This window comes from Domibacillus indicus, assembly GCF_000970685.1.
GTDB lineage: Bacteria > Bacillota > Bacilli > Bacillales > Domibacillaceae > Domibacillus > Domibacillus indicus.
In genome coordinates, this window is record NZ_LAJB01000003.1 from 152,143 (window position 1) to 172,672 (window position 20,530).

Genomic DNA, 20,530 nt, shown 5'->3' on the forward strand with positions numbered 1-20,530 from the left:
TGTTTATTTTTGAATACCCTTTCAAAAATAAACCTTTTCAGATCTGGCGTAATAAATGAGCTGGCCGGTGCAATAACTCTAAATAAACCCGGCTCACGCTTAAACCGTTAAAATCACGAATAAAAAATCCAGCAGCACCTTTTCAGGGCCTGCTGGATTTTCATTCTGTTTAATAAACGTCCTTCCATTCACCGATGTTTTCTTTATCAAATTTAAATGGTTCTCCGAGCATTACCTGTGTTCCTTCTCCATCCTCTACAACTTCTTTTTGGCCAAGCCGTCCGGCTTCAAACGTGTCTCCGGTTTTCCCTTCCATATCGCCATTTACAAGTGCCGCCGCTGTATGGCCTGCCGCATAGCCGACATCGATTGGATTCCATAAATACATCCACGGAGATACACCGCTTTCAATATAGCTGGCCATTTCGCTCGGAAGTCCAAGCCCTGTTAAAGCAACTTTTCCGCCAAGCCCTTTATCGGTCAATACCTTCCCTGCAGCCGCAATTCCCACCGTTGTCGGGGCAATAATTCCTTTTAAATCCGGGTACGTTTTTAACAGCGCTTCTGTTTCAGACACACTTTTGTCACGCAGATCGTCTCCGTATGCTACCTTTACAAGCTCAAGATCTTTGTACTCCGGCTTTTCCAATTCTTTTTGCATATATTCAATCCACAGGTTCTGGTTTGTTGCCTGCGACGTTGCACTCAATACCGCGATTTGCCCTTTTCCGCCAACCATTTCCGAAATCGCTTCAATTTGAATGCGGCCGATTGCCTCGGGATCTGCCTGATTCACATGCGTCACACGGCTGTCCGTATTCACGGCTGAATCAACAGAAATAACTTCGATGCCCGCATCCATCGCTTTCGTTAACGCCGGCTGGAGCGCGTCTGGATCATTTGCTGCAATCACGATTGAATCCACCTTCTGTGTAATCAGCTGCTCGATAATTTGAATCTGTCCTTCTGCGGTCGGCTGATCCGGTGCACGCAGAATGGCTTCGCCGTCAAGTTCATTAACCGCTTCTTCAAAACCTTGCATCATTTTTTCACCATATGGGTTGCCTGTGTTTTTAAAGATAAATGCATACCTTTTCGATCCGCCGCTTTCTCCTTCTGAATCTCCCCCCGATTCGTTAGATGCATTGCCGCCCGGACTGCCCTGGCTGCAGGCAGACAAAATTGAGAATACAAGTACCAGTGATAAGATCAGCGTCCAATATTTCTTCATAACCTGCTCCCCCTTGCTCGAATTTTAAATTGTATAAACAGGCAGTGCCTGCGGATACCTATTTTTTAAAGCGCGGTATATTCAATTTTGGCACAATGACCGCAAACAGCAGCAATGCCCCCACTACAATGAGCAGTGTCTGCGATGGAATATTAATAAGGCCAAGCCCATATTGAAGATAGCCGACGATAAAAACCGCAATGACGGTGCCGATTAAACGGCCTTTGCCGCCGGCTGTGCTGATGCCTCCGAGTGCCGCCATGGCGATAACATCAAGCTCATACATATTGGCAATGTTCGGCCGCGTGCTGCCCATCCGGGAAGCGAGGAAAATGGCGGTAACAGCGGCCATCAATCCAGCCAGTGTAAATACAATCACTTTTGTGCGGTCTACATTGACGCCGGAGAACCGGCTGGCGACATCATTATGGCCAATTGCATAAATATGGCGCCCAAAGGTTGTTTTATGAAGCAGCAGCCCAAACAGCAGTGCTGCAAGGATAAACAAAATCAAAATAAACGGAATGCCGTACACATAACCCCAGCCGAAGAAGCCAAACCATTCCGGGAAGCTGCCTGATGCCTGGTCTTCTAAAATAATGTAGGCAATTCCCCGGTACAAAATCATGGTTGCCAGTGTAATAATAACAGCTGATAATTCCTTGAATTTCACAATCAAAAGTCCGTTCATCAGTCCGCAAAGTGCACCGACGATTAAGCAAATAACAACAGCGGCTCCCATGGGGACACCAAGGCTGTTATATGCCACAGCCATCACAACGGAGGACAGAGCGACCGTTGATCCGACGGAAATGTCGATATCCCGCATAATCATAATGAGCGCCATCGGAAAGACGATAAATGCTTTATCCAGAAATACCATAGTCGCATCTCTCAGGCTGCTAATATTTAAAAAGTAAGGGGAAAGACTTGTATTGAGTGCGATAACGCCAATCAGGATGAATGCGAGCAGCCACTCCCATTGCAAAAAAAACTGTTTCGCTGAAAACGGGCGGTCTGCTTCCAGTGTCCGCTGTGTATAGGGCTGGATGGTTTTTGGCTCCATGTTAAATCCTCCTTCTCAGCAAATGATTTCGTTCTACGCCGCGTTTCACAGCTGCGTTTAACAGAACCGCGCCTAAAATAATTGTGCCTTCTATTCCTTTTTGCCAGAACGGCGACACATCCATCATCGGCAGGGCATTGTTTAAAATACCGATTAATACCGCTCCTAAAATTACGCCGCTCAGCTTGCCGGAACCGCCCGCAATGCTGACTCCTCCCAGAATACAAGCTGCAATCACGCTGAGCTCATAGCCTGACGCCGTGTCTCCCTGGGCCGAAGCAAATTTGGATACCCAGAGCACCCCGCACAGCCCCGACAGGCCGCCCATTAACGTATAAACAAGAATGAGAATTTTCTTTTCGTTAATTCCCGTTACCTTGGCCGATTCCGGATTGCTGCCCACCGCATAAATCTGGCGCCCGGTCCGGGTATGGCCGATAAAGTAATACGCTGCTATATAAATAAAGAGAGCAATTAAAATAAGTGTATTAATCCCCAGCACGCTGCTTGTTGCGATGCCGACAAAGCTTTCCGGCATCTGATACGAGCTGATCCATTTCCCGTCACTGGCCATATAGGTAAATCCACGGTAAATATTCATCATCGCCAGCGTTGCAATAATCGGCAGAACACCGAGCCAGGCAACCAGTCCGCCGATGACAAGTCCGCATACGGTGCCTATCCCTATTCCAGTGATAACTGCCAGTAACGGTGAAAAGCCAGCGCTGGCACTCACAATTTGGGCAACCAGCATGCCCGATAGAGCAAGTGTCGCTCCGATCGATAAATCAATGCCTCTTGTCACTAGAACAAGCATCATGCCGACTGCCAAAATGGATAATATCGCTGTATTGGTTGCCATATCCATTACGTTTTCGATCGTTAAAAAACTCGGGTTTCGAATCTGTACGCCAATAGCCAGCAATAAAATAAATGCCAGCAGGCCCAATTCACGGAATTTCGCCAGGCCGGCAAGCTTTGATTCTTTTTTGGCAGCAGATTCTGCCGCCGGCGCATTTGCTGTATGAACAGCCATCTGTACCCCTCCTTATCCCGCTTTCGTTTTCCCCGGCGCTTCACTCATGGCCGCCTCCAAAATCGCTTCCTGGGAGAATTCTTCTTTTTGGAGCATTCTTGTAATGCGTCCTTCCCGCATCACAGCGATCCGGTCACTCATGCCGATTACTTCCGGCATCTCAGAAGACACCATAATGATGCCGTAGCCCTGCATCGCCAGGTCCTGAATAATTTCATAAATGGCGGATTTGGCTCCAATATCCACTCCTTTTGTCGGTTCGTCTAAAATAATGACATCAAGGCCGGCGGTTAACAGCTTTGCCACCGCCACCTTTTGCTGGTTGCCGCCGGACAGTGAGCCTGCCAGGTCAAAGATGCTCTTGGCTTTTACATGCACTTTCTCAGCTAACTGCCTGGCCAGCTGTGCTTCATTTTTTTCAGTGAGCCAGCCTTTATTGGAGAATCGTTCTAAGGCCGGCAGTGTAATATTCCGTCCAATCCCCCACTGCAGGATTAACCCCTGCTTTTGTCGGTCTTCCGGCAGATAGCCGATTCCAAGCTTCATCGCGTCCTTCGGGCGGCGGACAGCAAGTCTTTGCCCTTTTAAGTGCACGCTGCCGGTATCGTATTTTGTAATGCCGAAAAGCGCTTCACATACTTCGGTCCGCCCGGCTCCGACCAGCCCCGTCAGCCCGAGAATTTCACCCCGCCGCAGCGAAAAGGAGATATCCGCGAAATAGCCGATTTTCCCGAGGTTTTCCACCCTCAGTACTTCTTCACCAATCGGATGTTTCTTATGAGGAAACACCTGCGTAATTTCGCGCCCGACCATCGCGACAATTAACTGGTCGTTCGTAATTTCATCAACGTCCCACGATCCAATGTAATTCGCATCCCGGAAGACCGTTACCCGGCTTGCAAGCCGGTACATGTCTTCAAATCTGTGTGAAATAAAGATAATGGATGTTCCCTGATCCCGCAGGCTTTCTGCAATCCGGTATAAATCCTCACTTTCTCTGGCGGTGAGTGCTGCTGTCGGTTCATCCATAATAATAATGCGTGCGTTTGTTGAAATGGCTTTGGCAATTTCAATGATTTGCTGCTGGGCCACGCTGAGTGTCCCCATTTCACGCTTCGGATCGATCGAGGAGCCAAGCTGCTTCAAAATCGCTTTTGCTTCCCGATACATATCCTTCCACAGAAGGCGTTTTGTTTTTGGGTGCACTTTCTCATGCCCCATAAAAATATTTTCCGTTACACTCAAATCCGGGTAATTTGTGACATGCTGGTAAATAGCCGCAATGCCGGCCGCCTGGGCTTCAGTCGGATTGGAAAATGCAATCGGCTTTCCATCCAGGAAAATTTCTCCCTCGTCCGGCGCGTGCACACCGGTAATCACTTTAATGAAAGTTGATTTTCCCGCGCCGTTTTCCCCCATCAGCGCATGTATCTCGCCCTTTCTCAGCTTAAAGTGAACTCTGTTAAGCGCCGTCACACCGGGAAACCGCTTGGTAATTCCCTTTAGCTCCAATACGTACTCAGACATGTTCATTCCCCCTTCTGCTAATGGCTGTTAATCGTATTTTATGTTTTATGAAGCGCTTTCATAAGGTGACGAATATCGGAAAAAGGGGGTCATTTTTCGGAAAAACAGCCGAAAAGGGAATGGCGGCTTCGACAAAGAGCAGATTTTTTCATAAAAAATGGCATGATTCCGAAGAAATCACGCCATAAATTTTATTGAAATAAGATACTGCCTATATCTCCTCCACATATTTATGAACACCCAGGCCTTTAGCAAGATGGCGAGCGCAACGAGCTTGGCCCAGGCATAGAAAAGGCGGCATCTGCGGACAATTTCAGCCGGTAACGCCCGGTTCATGTTTTTTTCCGAATGAGAAAGGGAAGAACGAGCATGCTTTTTCATGCCCGCTTTTTTAGAAAGGCTCTGTTAAAATTTAATGTTGATAATTCCATAATATTAAGAGGAACCCATTATTTATGGATTCCCCTTTAGTTCAATAGGTGAAACTACTGTTGAGTATTACCTTATAATATTTATTACAATATATCTTTGGAGTGAAAGATTTTTTTAGCTACCATTCCAATGATAAATTATTTGCACAACGCCAGAGGAAAATGTTCTTGTATTAACCATTTTTAAATTTATCCTCTGTTTTAAATCAATAAACAACGGTTTTCCTTCTCCCAAAACAACAGGGTGAATAGATAATCTAAATTCATCAACAAGCCCCAAATTTATAAAAGTTGTAATGAGACTCGCTCCACCATATAGCCAGATGTCTTTACCAGACTTTTTCTTCAATTTATTTACTTCTTCATGAATATTATCATTTATAAATATTGCTTGATTATCAATCTCATTTTGTGTTCTGGAAAAAACATATTTCTTTTTACTATGAACCAATTTCCAAATTTCCTTTTCGGTATCAGGGTCTTCATTTTTTGGAATATATTGTCCCCATAAATCGTAGCTTTTTCTACCATATAAAATAGTATCAATTTGATTTAAGAAATCAGTAAACCCCATATCAGGGTCCATAATGCACCAATCAACTTCTCCATTTTTCCCTTCAATAAATCCATCTAAAGTAACTGCTAAATCTAAAATTATTCTTCTCTGTTTTATATTATTTGTCATAACTATTCATCCTTTTACCATTCAGATTATGATTCAGACAGCGCGAAAGCGTTGACTGGTTCAGCGTTCGCCCTGCAGGAAAGCGCAGCCGGCAGACCGCAGCCCCTGACACTGCTTTTAAAAGAAAATAGTCCATTTCTAGACCGTAAAACGAAGACGGTTTTTGCTCAAAAACGCAATATCTTCTCATCGACTTCTTTTTCAACCTATGAGTGGAATGATTCCGAAGAAATTATCCCGTTCTTTATAAATGATCCTGTTTATATTTAGAAGGAAGCTCTCCGTAATGCTTTTTAAACAGCCTGCTGAAATATTTTGTATCTGTATAGCCGACCGCACTGGCAATTTCATAGATTTTCATTGGCGAGGCCAGCAGAAGCGCCCGGGCTTTTTCCATACGTTTACGTGTTATATAATCAAGAACTGTTTCCCCGGTATGCTGCTTGAAAAATTCGCTGAAATAAGTGGGATTCAAGTAAACGAGAGAAGCGATTTTTTCAATGGTCACCGGTTCTGATAAATGCTCATTAATCCATTGCCTGGCCGTTTGGATCGGTCCCGGAACATCTTCCTTTGAGCGAGCCTCTGCCACTCGCTTTTTTTGCACATCCTCTTTTATTTGAGCCAGCCTTTTCTTGAGTTCTGTGCGGTCGATGGGCTTAACTAAATAATCAACCGCACCTTCACGCATGGCAGTCTGCACATAAGAGAAATCATTATACCCGCTGATAACCACAGAAAAAAATGCATGGTTCGTTTTTTGCTTTAATTCTTTGAGCATCGCCAGCCCATCCATAACAGGCATTCGTACATCCGTAAAAATAACATCAAAGAACAGGTTCATTGAGCCGACCATTTCAAGGCATTGCTGCGCTGATCCGAAGCTGCCGATAATTTGCCATTCTTCTCCGTTCGCCTGGATCAGTCTTTCAATGCCTCTTCGAAGTTTTGGTTCGTCGTCAACCACAATGACGCGAATTGGTTGATCCCCCATCTCTCTTTCCCTCCCGATTGACCGGCACCCGGACCAGCATTTTCGTGCCAGCACTCTTTTCACTGGCTATTTGCAGTGTGTACGCTTCTCCGTAATGAAGCACAAGCCGGCCATTTACATTTACCATACCGAAATGATGATCCCGGTTTAAATCGGTTTCCAGCGTGAGCAGCTGCCTGATTTCCAATAATTTTATTTTGCTCATGCCTGCTCCATTGTCCTCTATCTTCATATGAATCTCATCGCCAGCATACGAGATACAAATCGTTACAACCAGCGGCTGTCCCGGTACAAACGCATGCTCAAGAGCGTTTTCCACAAGCGGCTGCAGAATAAATTTCGGGATGTATTCTTTATCCGGATTCACCTGAACATCAATTGAAAATGCCAGTTCATCTTCAAAGCGATAGGATTGAATCGTCAAATAATCGCGGATATGCTGCAGCTCCTGGCGAATAGCCACAAGCTGCTCTTTGTTGCTGAGCGAGTACCGAAGCATTCTTCCTAAAATCGTGACTATATCGACAACTGTGTTCTTATCATCTTCCTCAACCGTCATGGCAATGGTCTCAAGCGTGTTATACATGAAATGCGGATTTATTTGTGACTGAAGGGCGTACATTTCTGCCTCTTTCTGTTTTAACTCTATCTCGTACTTTTCGCGAATCAGTCCTTGAATTTCTTTAATCATCGTTTGAAAGCTCTCCGACAGCATCCCCACTTCATCCTTTGATCTGCGATTCAGCTCCACGTTGAAATCCCCTTTTTCCACCCGTTTCATCTGTTCTGTTAAATGCTGAAGCGGCTTGGCAACACCCCATGCTAAAAAACCGGCGATAATCAGCGCGATCACTGTCACAATCACAAACAATAAAATCGTAATATTCCGGACAAAATTTGTTTCGGCTGTTAAACTGCCAAGCGGAATGCGGTGCGTTAAAATCCATTCGTGCCTGGAGGATAAATCAGTCCCGAACAGCATATTCTTTGTCCGAAAGCTCCCCTTCAATGTTGGGTAACTTTCTATCTCCTTATCGCTCCTTCCAATCTGTTCTGCATTTGTATGGTAAAGCATGTACCCTTCTTTCGTCATAAGCCAAATTTCGGCTTCCTCCTGCTTGTCAATCGGCCGGACAATCCGTTCAATAAACGATAAATCAAGAGCAACAAACATCGTTCCCAGGCTAAGACGGTTTTCTACATCAACAAGCGGCTTTGCGATTAAAACAAAAGGCCTGCGGTCCTCAAACTGGAGCGAGGTTTCATTCGGCAGAAGCACCGTTTCCTGTCCCCGCAGGTCCAGATTTTGCCCATAAAGCCCCACTGCTTCTCTGGTTGAAAATCCTGAAAAATAGTCTGTTTTTGTACTGCTGAACAGCCGGTTGTTCGAAGAAATGAAAACACCAAGGATATCCTGCTGGCTGCCATGAATAAACGTGCTGGACAGGTAGCTGTTGACGATAAATTCATCCTGCCGCATGGCTGATACAGTCTGATAGGCGTCTTTCCTCAGAATTTCAATAATCACCGGGGCATTATAAATCTGCTCGGACATTTGAAAAAATTCACTGATCTGCCGCTCGATATTGCCATTGGCCTGCTCAAGAAGACGGGGGATGTACGTGCCGACCTGCCGTTCGATCGATGATATGTACTGGCTGTAGGCAAGGAAGCCAAGCAGGGCAATCGGAACTACTGTAATAGCGATGTACGTAATAAATAATTTTGTCTGCAGCCGGTAATCGTGAAAGGAGCGCTTTTTAAAAATCATATTGATCCACATTCTCTCCGGTAAAATCAATCGGCTCACCCATAATAACGATATCGTTTCCTTTCACCCGAATCGTTCCAACTCCCGGCACATATTGAAAATCGGCCGGCCTTTTCCCTTCTATTAAGCTTTTCGCCATCGCAACTGTTAAATAGCCAAGCTTCTTTGGGCTCCAGAGCGTGACAACCCGGGCAGACCCTCGTTTTAAATAATCACGCATTAAGTCAGGAGTCGACACACCCACGACTGCAATATCCCCGGCCCGGCCCGCTTCTTCTGCTGCTCTTGCTGCGGCAGGAGGCCCCACCGATGAATTTCCAATTATACCGGCCAGATCAGGGTATTTCTCCAAAAGCTGCTGGGCCTGCACAAAAGCGTTATGCGGATCATCATTCGTCGCCACTACTTCTACCAGCTTCATATTTGGATAATACTCTTTCCACTGTGCCTGAATCCATTTCAGCCAGGCATTGTGGTTTGAAGCGGAAAACGACCCGGTCATAATCGCGAATGTGCCTTCTTCCTCTGTGTTCCAGGCCAGTGTATCCATCACATGCCGTCCAAGCACTTCTGGATTCACCATATCAATAAATAAATCACGTGCCTCTGCTTCTGTATCGGAATCCCAGGTAATAACAATAATTCCTGCCTCCTTTGCCCGTTTTAGGACAGGCGCCAGCTGGAGGGGATCATTCGCGGAAATAGCGATCACGTCTACTTTTTGATTGATAAACTTTTCGATAATCACTTTCTGCCCTTTCGCATCCGCTACAGTGGGGCCTTCATAAAGCACTTCCGCCTTTAATTCTTCAGCTGCTTCCATTACCCCTTCTTTAACCGAATTAAAATAAGGAATATTATCCACCTTTGAAACGATGCCAATCGTGTACGGACTTTGATCCGATTCCTCCGCTTCCCTGGCTGGAAAAGTCCCATTTGAGACTAACAGTTCGTATGTACCGCCATTTGAGCAACCGCTTACAAAAAAGAAGGCAGCCCAGACAATAAGCAATCGGCCTTTCACCTGCCCCACGCCCTTTATCGTGTTTTGTTTCCACTTTTTTGCTTGTATTGTAACATAAAAAACCCTCCGTTAAATCGGAGAGCAGAAATTTTTAGAGGGCGATCTTATTCACCTGTTCCCCGGTCAATTTCATTTCAGCGGCTCCTAAACTGTCAAGCAGCTGTTCCTCTGTCCGGCACCCGACAATGGGAAACACGGGAAATGGCTTTGATAATAAATAAGCGAGCCCCGCCTGGTTAATGGTCGCTCCTGTTTCTTCTGATATCTGCTGAATCGCTTCAAACCGTTTTTTGTTTCGGGAGACACTGTATTCGGACGGCATTTTCTCATCCCCAAAGGAGAGAGTTCCATCCGCCAGCTTGGCAAACAGCCCTTTTGCCTGGGATGAATAAGCAAATACAGCCATTTCGGTTTCCTCATGAAACCGTTCCATTTTGTTATCCATCGCTTTTAACGTTTGATCAGACAGCTTCGTTTCATCAATATGCGCTGCGCTGTACATTGGCTGATTAGCGGAAAAGCCCTGAAGGCTATGTTTTATCGCATAATCCTGTGCTTCCATGATCCGTTCAGTCGTCCAGTTGGAGCAGCCAAAGTACCGAATCAGGCCTTCTTTTACAAATCCATTCATCGTTTCCAGAATATCCGCAACCGGACGCGATTCATCATCCCTGTGCAAAAAGTATAAATCAATATAATCAGCACCAAGCCGCTGAAGGCTGCCGTGCAGATCATGCTGGATATCTCCTTTCGACAGGCGGGAGTTATCCTTTCTTTCAGGCAGAGGCTGACCGCCTTTTGTGGCTACGATAAGCTTCTCCTTGTTTTTCCGTTCCTTCATCCAGCGGCCGATCGTTTTTTCTGCCATGCTTTTTTCTACACCCGGCAGCCAGTTTGCATATACTTCCGCTGTGTCAATAAAGTTGCCGCCGTGTTCAAAATAAAGATCCATCATTCGAAAAGACTGCTTTTCGTCCATCGTGCTGCCGAACGGGACACTTCCGAGGCATAAGGGAAAACTCATCAGGTCAGTACCGGGAATTGGCTTTCTCACTTCTTATTCCTCCTTTTTATACCCTATATTTATCACCCCCACATTTTCCGAAACATCAGCGGTGTGATGCCTTCTCTGTTTTTAAATAAATTTATAAAGTGGCTGGCATTTTCAATCCCCACTTCCGCTGCAATTTCTTTTATCGATTGGCTGGTATATTTTAGTTTGATTTTTGCTGCCGTTATGCGCCGGTTAATGAGATATTCGTTCGGTGAAAAGCCAGTATAATATTTAAATTCCTTGGCGAGCTGGTATTTATTCACCGCAGCCAATTTTGCCATTCGGCCGAGTGTCCATTTTTCAGCAAAATTCTGTTCAAGCGCCTGCTGCAATTTTCTAATATAAACCGGCATATGCTCTCTTTCACCCTGCTCCGGCGTCCTCACTTTAACTAATTCCGTCAGTATATCAACTATTAATTTTGAGGCATCCAGCTCACTCCTGACTGTTTTTCTCTGCATATGAAGAGCTAAAAGGCTGCGAAGCAATGATTCAAGGAGCTCCGGCTGTTTTATGGAAACAACCGGACCATCGGGGCGGCTGAATAATTGGTAATAAGATGCTGCCATGCCGCCTTCGATATGCACCCATAAAAAAGTCCACTCTTCGTGTTGGCCTGTCCAATATTTTTGATAGCAGCGGCTGTCGATAAAAAACGCCTCGTTTTTCCCCACCGTATATTGATTTCCTTTATACGTTAAATACCCTGTTCCCTTCAGTGTAAAAAGAATTAAGCAGGATGCCAGCCCTTCCCTTTCTGTAAAATAAGGATATTTTGTTTCAAAATAGCCTGTTTCCTGTACAAAGCAAAGATGCTTTTTGGCAGTATCAGACGGGGTTAAGGTGATCCACTCTGAGTGTTCCGACCAATTATTTGATGACTGCTGCCAGTATGTCATAAAGCCTGCCTCCTAAAACCCAAGATTCTTTGATTAAATGCCAACATGAATGGATGATTCTCTTGCTGACAGCGCTTACTATTAAAATAATTATAGTACATCTGTTGGAAGGAAGGTGCTTATGAAAAAAATTAAGCTATCTCAAAAACCAAGAGTCGGCTTGTATTCAACAGGACTGCAAGCGTATTGGGAGCAGTTTCCCGGCTTGCGCGAGCGGCTCATCGAATACGGAGCATTTATTGAAAAAAAGCTGTCCAGCCAGGCGGAGGTGTTTAACTTCGGCCTGGTCGACACTGTCGAAAAAGGCCGGGAAGCCGGCGAGTGGTTTAATGAGCGTAATGTTGATTTGCTTTTCCTTCATGCTGCCACCTATTCTACCAGTGCAGCCGTACTGCCGATCCACCAGCGCTGCAGCGCAAAAGTTGTTATTTTGAATTTGCAGCCGGCAGCCCGGATTAATTATGACAAAACAACAACAGGGGAATGGCTTGCCCACTGTGGCGCGTGCCCGGTTCCCGAGTTCGCAAATGCCTTTCACCGGGCAGGGTTATCTTATCATATAATCAGCGGGCTTCTCGGTCTTCCTTATACTCCGGATATTTCCTTAACAGATGAAAAAACGGATGGGCGTCCAGAAGCCGTCCGGGCCTGGAAAGAAATCGGGGAGTGGGCAGCTGCGGCCGGGGTAAAACGGAATCTGGCGAATGCCCGGTTTGGACTTTTAGGCAATACGTACAGCGGCATGCTTGATTTGTACAGTGATTTCACCATGCTGCAGGCCCAGACCGGCATTCACGTTGACGTGCTCGAAATGTGTGATCTTGCTGCAATCCGAGACAGCATAACAGAAGAAGAAATTTCGGCTAAACGCCGGGAAGTAGAAGAGATGTTTATCCTTGCGGAGAATTCCCCTGCTGAAACGCTTGCAACAAAGCCAACAGAGGAACAGCTGCAAAGGGCCTGCCTGACTGCCGCCGCCCAGGAAACATTTATTAAACAAAGAGAATTGGACGGCCTTGCTTACTATTATCACGGTGCGCCGGGCGGCGACTATGAGCAGCTTCAAAGTGATTTTATCACCGGCCACTCTCTTTTAACCGCTCAGGGCGTTCCTTGCGCGGGTGAAGGTGATGTAAAGACAGCGGTCGCAATGAAAATATGCGATACACTCGGCATTGGCGGCAGCTTTTGTGAAATTGTCACAGCAGACTATGAAGACGGAACCATATTGCTTGGGCATGACGGTCCGTTTCATTTGGAGATCGCAGAGGGAAGACCGTATTTACGCGGCATGGGACTGTATCATGGAAAGCAGGGAAGCGGTATCTCAGTAGAGGCAAAAGTAAAAACCGGACCAGTGACGATGCTTGGATTAACCCAGACAAAAGAAGGCCGGTTAAAGCTGATTATCAGCGAAGGGGAATCAACAGATGGACCGATTATGCAGATCGGCAATACACAGACGCCCGTAAAGTTCGCCGCTGATCCTGACACGTATTTTGAAAAATGGTTTATGGAAGCACCGACCCACCATTTCGCCCTGTCAATCGGGCATAATGCAGAGTTACTTAAAAAAACAGCAGTATTGCTGGATATTCCCTGTACTATTATTTAATAAAGTGGCTGTGTAACAGTATATTTCATTAAAAAAGACTGGCACTTAGCAGAAGTGCCAGTCTTTTTAGGGTCAATTGCTTTTACCAGGCCACTTCATAATCTACAACGATAACATTGTCAATCATTCCTTCTATTGTTGAAAGAATCTCCTGATGCAGCGGGTGAGGCAGGTAGTTATCGAGCGATTCCTTGTCTTTAAAGGTAATCCGCATCCCAAATGTGTAGCCCTGGATATTCTCTGTTTCCTCTGTTGTGTTCACTCCCGCTGTTACATCCATAGCACCTGGAACTTTGCCTTTTAGGGCCAGGATCTTCAGTGCCAGCTCCTGCTGTTTTTCAATGGTAACGTCTTCTTTAAATTTAAAGCTTACTAAATGTTCATACATGTTGACTTACACCTTCCTCTTTCCATAATGTTATAAACAGCAGCTGTCTGCTTTTCTTTTATAAGTTAACGCTTTTCATGCCGCTTTCAGGGTAACGAAGGCCGGCAGCAGCTCCTTTTGGGGCAATGTCGTCAATTGCCGCAAGCTCCTGCTTTGACAGCGTGACTTGAACTGCTTCTGCATTTTCTTTTAAGTATTTGCGCTTTTTGGTTCCCGGAATCGGCACAATATCTTCTCCCTGTGCAAGCAGCCAGGCGAGCGCAAGCTGAGAAGAGGTGCATCCTTTTTCCCGTGCCATTTCTTCGATCTTTTTAACAAGCTCGATGTTTTTTTGAAAGTTTTCTCCTTGAAACCTCGGTGAAAAGCGGCGATAGTCATCTTCAGCCAGATCATCAAACGCCTGAATCTGGCCCGTTAAAAAGCCTCTGCCGAGCGGACTGTATGGGACAAAGCCAATGCCCAGTTCCCGGACAGCCGGCAAAATTTCATCCTCTACATCACGGCTCCATAACGAATACTCTGTCTGCAGGGCTGAAATCGGGTGAACACGGTGTGCCCGGCGAATGGTGTCAGGCGCCGCCTCAGAAAGACCCAGGTATCTCACTTTTCCTTCTTGAACAAGGTCCGCCATAGCACCAGCCGTTTCTTCAATCGGAACATCGGGGTCAACGCGGTGCTGGTAATATAAATCAATATAATCTGTTCCGAGCCGGCGCAGACTTTTTTCACAGGCTTCTTTTACATATTCCGGCTTTCCGCTGACACCTAAAAAAGAACCATCTTCCCCGCGGATATTTCCAAACTTTGTGGCAAGAATAACCTGATCCCGCTTTCCTTTAAGTGCCCGTCCAAGCAATTCCTCATTTTGCCCAACTCCGTACATATCGGCTGTATCCAAAAACGTAACACCAAGCTCCAGCGCGTAATGAATCGTCCGGATGGATTCCTCATCATCCCGGCCGCTGTAAAAATCCGACATGCCCATACAGCCTAAACCAAGAGACGAAACTTCCAGGCCCTGTGCTCCCAGTTTTCTTTTTTCCAACATTACCGGCTCCTATCCTGTTTTTTTAAGTCCCGTAGTCTTATTCCCCATTTTATGAAAAGATATGCAGAAGAAAAAACCGCCGGAGAGATGGAACTCTCGGGCGGTCCTTTCATAAACGAATCTATAAAAAATCAGATCTTAACAGTCAAAATTCCTTCTGCCGGGGTAACATGAAACTCCTCCGCTAACCGCCAGAGCTCTTCATCGCTAATCGCCTGTTTAATACCTTCACGGTGAGCGCTGGCAATGGAATAAACCTGCGCAGCTTTTTCAGCTGTTTCAATAAGCCCGAATGTTTCATCTATTGAAGTACCGGCGCCGAAAATACCGTGATGCGGCCAGACAACAAGGCGGCGGTCTGCCATTTTGGCGGCGGTTTTCATGCCGATTGCATCCGTACCGGGAACCATCCACGGCAGGATGCCGATACCGTCGGGAAACACTACAATGCATTCTGTGCACATTTTCCACAGGGTTTTTGTAAACAATCGCTCATTGAGATCGTGAGTAAAGGTCATGGCAATAATGTTGGTCGCATGATTATGCATAATAACCCGGTGATCAGGGTCCTGCTTTAACCGGGCAATGTGGCTTAAAAAGTGAGCGGGCAATTCACTCGTCGGGCTTCCTCCATCAGCCAGCCCCCAGAGCACCTCAAGCTCGTTTCCTTTCGGTGACACCCGGACAACGCCCAGCGAATCAGCGGGATTGGTTTTCACATTTTTAAAGTATTTTCCTGATCCTGTAACGATAAAGTAACAGCCGGCAAGCTCGGGTACAGGAAGATCGAGCGGGATGACCCGGAGAGCTCCGTTTACATTTAGATAAGGAGAGACTTCTTCTTCTTTTAACAGACAGCTTATATTTCCGCCATTTCGCTCATCCCAGCCAAACCGCCACATATTGTAGGTTGTCTCCAGCATTTCTTTTAAAAACGGTGCGTCCATTACACTTTTCTCTAACATAGGACTTCCTCCTCTTTTTGCTCAATAATTCACAAGTATGTTTTTTTGAAAACAGAAAGGATTGGATTCCCTTCTGTTTTCGGTTGAAGGCTGTTACTTAAGGTTACTTTTATTATATGCTATTTTTGTTTATCTTTGAATACCTTTTTTTGTTTTTATTTATACTGAAAACTGTTTAACTGTTTCTTCTAGTTCATCTGACAGCTTGAGCAGAGAGGAAGAGCTTGTTTTTATGTCTTCCATCGATCCATTTAATTGCTGGGAAGAAGCGGCTGTCTGCTGAATATTAGCGGATGACTCCTCTGAGATAGAGGCAACAGACTGGCTGGATGAGCTGATTTGATTGCTTCTGTCTGTAAGAGTATCCATCCGCTTTGAAATAAACTGGATTCTTGATCCCATTTGTGTGACAGATTCAATAATGTCTTCAAATGTTCCGGTCGTTTTTTGCATGGTCCCGCTGCCTTTTTCCACTTGTTCAAAGCCTTCATTTAAAGAAGAAACGACAGATCCTGTTTCTTTCTGCACTCCGGTAATAATACCGGTAATTTCATTAACCGATTCATCTACTTGAACGGCCAGCTTTCGTACTTCATCCGCTACAACAGCAAACCCCCGGCCATGCTCCCCGGCCCGGGCCGCTTCAATGGCCGCATTAAGCGCTAACAAATTCGTCTGTGCGGAAATGTCTCGGATTACGCCAATTAACGCTGTAATTTCGTTTGTCCGCTTCTCCAGTCCATTCACTTTTTGGACCGAATCGGACACAAGACTCGTGATCTGGCCCATCTGGCTGGCAAGCTCTGCTATCTGCGTCCGGCTGCCATCGGAAACGTGAAGCACTTCTTCTGACATTTTCTTCAGTTCTTCACTTTCTTCGCGTGTTTTTGTGATTTCCTGATTAAACTCTTCAATCAAATGGCTGATTTCACCGGCAGCGTCTGCCTGCTGTCCGGCTCCGTCTGTCAAATCATTCATTGTGGCTGCAATCTGGGCGCTTCCATCCTTGATTTCATCAGACATCGAATCCAGCATCCGGCTTTCTTTTTTAACTTCGCCGGCTGTTGACACCAGCTGGCCGACAATTCCCCGCAGCTGCTCTGCAATCGAATTTGTTGAAGAGACAAGCTGGCCGATATCCCCTTTTCCGGCTCCTTTAAGCAGTTCGACAGCTAAATTCCCTTTCGCAATTTCATTGCTGGTGCGCACCACTTCATTTAATTTGCCCGAAACTCTGCGGCTGATAAAAAGTGTTAAGAAAATACTGATTATTATTGTGATCAAAATTGAGATAGCTAAAATAATAAGTGCCTGTTTTGTTTCCGCTTTTGCTTCGGCTACGGACGCTTCATATTCTGATTTTAAGTCCTGCTGCAGCTTTTCAATATACTCTATTGTAATGGATCTAATTTCAGCTGAACGTACGCGTGAATAAGTAATTAGTGTTTCCTTCTCTTCCGTTACTGCGTAAATCGTTGTATCAAGAAACAGCGTGTTGATTTCCTTATTGCTTGCCATTACCTGCAAGAAAATCGCTTCTCTTTCTTGTGTAACCATTACTTTTTCCAGCTTTTCTCTCAGCGCATTAAACTGGTTATTCAGCACTTCAAAATCTTCAACCAATTGCTGATCCTTTGTAAAGATATAATCACTGACTACCATATCTTTTGCACGGAAAACAGAAACAATTTCACTTAATTCCAGGGCGTACTCTCCCTTTTTTTCCAGTTCATCCATTTTATTGTTTAACTCTAGCAAGGTCATGCCTACGAAAGCGCTTGCGATTAAAAATAAAATGATAACTCCTGTTAAAACTATTCCATATTTTTGGCTAATCTTCATATTGTCCGCAAAATGCCGGCTTTTTTTTCGGCCAGAAGATTGTTCTTTATTGCTCTGCCGCTTTTTCTTTGGAAAAACCCCTTTTCTTTGAATGCGCTTTCTTATCATCCTTTTCTCCCCCCTACTTCTATTAAAATACCAAACTATTGGAACTAAGTCAATATACCCAATGTTAACTATAAAAAAACAGGCAGGGGATTTTAAAAATCCTCTGCCTGTTTTAATTAACGTTTCGATAAAACCGTTTCTTCATATTGCTTTACTTCTTCAAGCCAGGCTTCTCTTACCGGCACATTCATCTGCTCGCAGTAATAGTCCCAGACAGCGCCGAATGGATATGTTTTAAATTCCTCCATCAGAGCCAGGCGGTCAGTGAAGTTTCCTTCTTCCTGAAGCTGTTTTAAATGGGCATTTGGAACCAAAAGAGCATACAGCAATGCTTTAATCATATTGCGGGTGCCAATCGTCCAGGCTGCCACGCGGTTAATGCTTGCATCAAAGAAATCAAGGCCGATAATCACCTTTTCCAGCGCATCATTGCGGACAATTTCAAGCGCAATTTCACGCAGCTCATCGTCCAAAATAACAACATGGTCACTGTCCCAGCGAACCGGACGTGAAACATGCAGGGCCAATTTATCAGAATAAAGCAGCATTGATGAAATTTTGTTTGAAACCGTTTCAGTCGGATGGTAATGCCCCGTATCAAGCAGGCAAAGCTTATTGTTTTTTAGCGCATAGCCAAGGTAAAACTCATGAGAGCCGACAACATATGACTCAGAACCAATGCCAAACACTTTGCTTTCAACTGCATCTAGGTGGTACTGTTCGTCAATATCTTCCGCGAAAATTTGATCCAGTGAATCTTTTAATCTCTGGCGCGGCGTTAAACGGTCACTTGGAATATCCTTGTAGCCGTCCGGAATCCAGACATTTGTTAAGCAGGGCGTGCCAAGCTCACGGCCGAAGTATTCGCCGATTTTGCGGGAAGCAATGCAATGGTCAATCCAAAATTTCCGGATTTCTTCATCCGGATGGGATAATGTTAAGCCGTCTGCTGCTTTTTCATGTGAGAAAAGAGTCGGGTTAAAATCCAGTCCGAGTCCCTGTTCTTTTGCCCAGTTCACCCAGTTTTCAAAGTGCTCCGGCTTTAACTGGTCACGGTCCACTGCTTCGCCGTTCGTTTCCGCATACAGCGCATGCAGATTTACGCGATGCGTGCCCGGAATAAGCGATAGTGCTTTTTGGAGGTCAGCCCGAAGCTCTTGCGGGGTTGTCGCCTTGCCGGGATAGTTTCCAGTAACATCAATCCCGCCCGATAATTCACTTTTGTTTACTTCAAACCCGCCAATATCATCACCCTGCCAGCAATGAATCGAAACGGGTACGTTTTTTAATGTTTCAAGTGCTGCATCCACATCAATGCCCCATTTAGCATATGCCTGTTTCGCTGCTTCATATTGTTCTTTTACGCTCATACTTTTTCACCCTTTCGATGTTGGTAAAACTGTTCAATCCGCTGCGCCGCCTTCTCCTCCGGCGAAAAACTCTGAAGCGGGAATGAAGCCCGGATAAGCTCCCTTCCTTCCTGCAGGCTGCTGATCTCTTTTGAAGCAATCATCTGCATCAGTAAATTCCCAACCGCTGTTGCTTCTGAAGGCCCTGCCTGAATCGTTCTGCCGCTTACATCAGCAGTCAGCTGATTAAGCAGTCCATTATTAGCGCCGCCTCCCACGATATGCAGACGGTCAATCCTTCTGCCGGTCATTTCTTCCAAATCCCGAATCGCAATGGCATAAATGATCGCCAGGTTATCATATACACACGCCGCCAGCTCACCGGCTGTTTCCGGAACCGGCTGGTTTGTTTCCCGGCAATAGGCTTTGATTTCCTCCACCATGTTGGCCGGATTTAAAAAGCGGTCATCATTCAAGTCGACAAACTGGCGGAAGTGCTTAACCTTTCTCGCTTCATCCACAAATTCAGCAAACGTATAATCAACCGTCAGATGGCGGCGCACTTCCTGCATAATCCACATGCCCATAATATTTTTCAAGAACCGGTAGGTGCCAAACACGCCCCATTCATTTGTATAGTTATCCTGCAGGGACAGGTCACTAATAACCGGTTTTGGTGATTCGATTCCAAGCAGAGACCATGTACCGCTGCTTAAATACGCCCAGTTTTCTCCTTCTCCCGGTGTCCCGGCAATGGCGGAAGCCGTATCATGCGAGGCGATCACCATTACACGGCAGTCAGGCAGGTCTATTCCCGGAAAACGCTCGGCTAACAGAGGGCCAAGCTCCTCTCCCGGCTCTGCAAAGGGAGGAAACTGGTGCCGTTCAATTGATAACAATGCCAGCAGTTCTTCATCAAAATCACGCGTCTGGACATTCAGCATTTGCATGGTAGAAGCATTTGTCACTTCTGTAACTGCACGGCCCGTCAGGCAGTAGCCCAAATAGTCAGGCACAAGCATAATGTGCCTGGCCTGAGTAAGCAGTTCTCTTTTTTCTTCATATAATTGATACAATGTATTAAATGATAAAAATTGAATACCGGTTTTTTCATAGATTTCTTTCTGGCTGATCTGCCGGCTGACTTTGCTGATTGTCTGTTCGGTCCGGCTGTCCCGGTACGCAACAACATCCTGCAAGCGGTTACCGTTTTCATCAACCAGTACATAGTCAACCGCCCACGTATCAATGCCGACTGTGACAGAATCATAGCCGCGTTTTTTCGCTTCGGCCAGCCCTTTAATAATCTCATTCAATAAATGCTCAATGTCCCAATAGCACGTACCGTCTACTTCGCGAAAGCCGTTTGCAAAACGGTGAATTTCATTCATCACAAGCTTGCCGTCTTTTATTTCACCCGCAACAAGCCGGCCGCTCGAAGCTCCGATATCCACTGCAATATGCGCCATTTCTTTCACTCCTTTACTCCGTTCCAAA

The 20,530-nt window shown here is 45.6% G+C and carries 17 protein-coding genes; 1 reads left to right on the plus strand and 16 read right to left on the minus strand.

Annotated elements, in window-relative coordinates; all coding sequences use genetic code 11:
* Window positions 1-169: 169 nt before the first annotated feature.
* The 10 genes from rhaS to VP98_RS05185 form a co-directional block, all read right to left on the minus strand.
* A complete protein-coding gene (gene rhaS / locus VP98_RS05140) occupies window positions 170-1,231 on the minus strand; it encodes a rhamnose ABC transporter substrate-binding protein (protein ID WP_046174278.1) in 1,062 nt (353 codons plus the stop codon).
* Between the two features lie 58 nt (window positions 1,232-1,289).
* Complete coding sequence (locus VP98_RS05145) at window positions 1,290-2,297, minus strand: ABC transporter permease (RefSeq protein WP_046174279.1); 1,008 nt, start codon at window positions 2,295-2,297, stop codon at window positions 1,290-1,292.
* 1 nt (window position 2,298) lies between these two features.
* A complete protein-coding gene (locus VP98_RS05150; protein WP_046174280.1) occupies window positions 2,299-3,333 on the minus strand; it encodes an ABC transporter permease in 1,035 nt (344 codons plus the stop codon).
* 12 nt (window positions 3,334-3,345) lie between these two features.
* Window positions 3,346-4,860, minus strand: coding sequence for a sugar ABC transporter ATP-binding protein (locus tag VP98_RS05155; RefSeq protein WP_046174281.1), 1,515 nt, complete (start codon window positions 4,858-4,860; stop codon window positions 3,346-3,348).
* A 546-nt stretch (window positions 4,861-5,406) separates the two neighbouring features.
* Entirely contained in the window at window positions 5,407-5,976 is a 570-nt protein-coding gene (locus VP98_RS05160; protein ID WP_046174282.1) for a dihydrofolate reductase family protein, read from the minus strand.
* 244 nt (window positions 5,977-6,220) lie between these two features.
* Window positions 6,221-6,970 (minus strand): response regulator transcription factor, encoded by a 750-nt coding sequence (locus VP98_RS05165; protein WP_046174283.1) that lies wholly within the window; start codon window positions 6,968-6,970, stop codon window positions 6,221-6,223.
* Window positions 6,936-8,741, minus strand: a complete 1,806-nt coding sequence (locus VP98_RS05170; protein ID WP_046174284.1) for a cache domain-containing sensor histidine kinase — start codon at window positions 8,739-8,741, stop codon at window positions 6,936-6,938. Before VP98_RS05170 ends, VP98_RS05165 begins: the two co-directional genes overlap by 35 nt.
* Window positions 8,731-9,765, minus strand: a complete 1,035-nt coding sequence (locus VP98_RS05175) for an autoinducer 2 ABC transporter substrate-binding protein (RefSeq protein ID WP_197076557.1) — start codon at window positions 9,763-9,765, stop codon at window positions 8,731-8,733. The genes VP98_RS05170 and VP98_RS05175 overlap by 11 nt, the downstream gene beginning before the upstream one ends.
* A gap of 91 nt (window positions 9,766-9,856) precedes the next feature.
* A complete protein-coding gene (locus VP98_RS05180) occupies window positions 9,857-10,819 on the minus strand; it encodes an aldo/keto reductase (RefSeq protein WP_052712142.1) in 963 nt (320 codons plus the stop codon).
* A gap of 32 nt (window positions 10,820-10,851) precedes the next feature.
* A complete protein-coding gene (locus VP98_RS05185; protein ID WP_046174286.1) occupies window positions 10,852-11,718 on the minus strand; it encodes an AraC family transcriptional regulator in 867 nt (288 codons plus the stop codon).
* A 121-nt stretch (window positions 11,719-11,839) separates the two neighbouring features.
* Between VP98_RS05185 and VP98_RS05190 the strand changes: the two genes are divergently transcribed.
* On the plus strand, window positions 11,840-13,333 hold the full coding sequence (locus VP98_RS05190; protein ID WP_046174287.1) for an L-fucose/L-arabinose isomerase family protein: 1,494 nt from the start codon (window positions 11,840-11,842) through the stop codon (window positions 13,331-13,333).
* 82 nt (window positions 13,334-13,415) lie between these two features.
* Here the strand turns inward: VP98_RS05190 and VP98_RS05195 are convergent, their stop codons facing one another.
* The 6 genes from VP98_RS05195 to rhaB all read right to left on the minus strand — a co-directional run bounded on the left by VP98_RS05195 (window position 13,416) and on the right by rhaB (window position 20,502).
* Window positions 13,416-13,721: a Dabb family protein gene (locus VP98_RS05195; protein ID WP_046174288.1), complete on the minus strand. Its 306-nt coding sequence runs from the start codon at window positions 13,719-13,721 to the stop codon at window positions 13,416-13,418.
* Window positions 13,722-13,779: 58 nt separating this feature from the next.
* A complete protein-coding gene (locus tag VP98_RS05200; protein ID WP_046174661.1) occupies window positions 13,780-14,766 on the minus strand; it encodes an aldo/keto reductase in 987 nt (328 codons plus the stop codon).
* A 134-nt stretch (window positions 14,767-14,900) separates the two neighbouring features.
* Complete coding sequence (rhaD, locus tag VP98_RS05205) at window positions 14,901-15,734, minus strand: rhamnulose-1-phosphate aldolase (protein ID WP_046174289.1); 834 nt, start codon at window positions 15,732-15,734, stop codon at window positions 14,901-14,903.
* Between the two features lie 159 nt (window positions 15,735-15,893).
* Window positions 15,894-17,684 carry a methyl-accepting chemotaxis protein gene (locus VP98_RS05210; protein ID WP_046174290.1) on the minus strand — a complete coding sequence of 597 codons (1,791 nt, stop codon included), beginning with the start codon at window positions 17,682-17,684 and terminating at the stop codon, window positions 15,894-15,896.
* 116 nt (window positions 17,685-17,800) lie between these two features.
* The gene (gene rhaA, locus VP98_RS05215) at window positions 17,801-19,054 is read right to left on the minus strand and encodes an L-rhamnose isomerase (RefSeq protein ID WP_046174291.1); all 1,254 of its coding nucleotides are present in this window, start codon (window positions 19,052-19,054) and stop codon (window positions 17,801-17,803) included.
* Window positions 19,051-20,502: a rhamnulokinase gene (gene rhaB, locus VP98_RS05220; RefSeq protein WP_046174292.1), complete on the minus strand. Its 1,452-nt coding sequence runs from the start codon at window positions 20,500-20,502 to the stop codon at window positions 19,051-19,053. Before rhaB ends, rhaA begins: the two co-directional genes overlap by 4 nt.
* Between the last annotated feature and the right edge of the window lie 28 nt (window positions 20,503-20,530).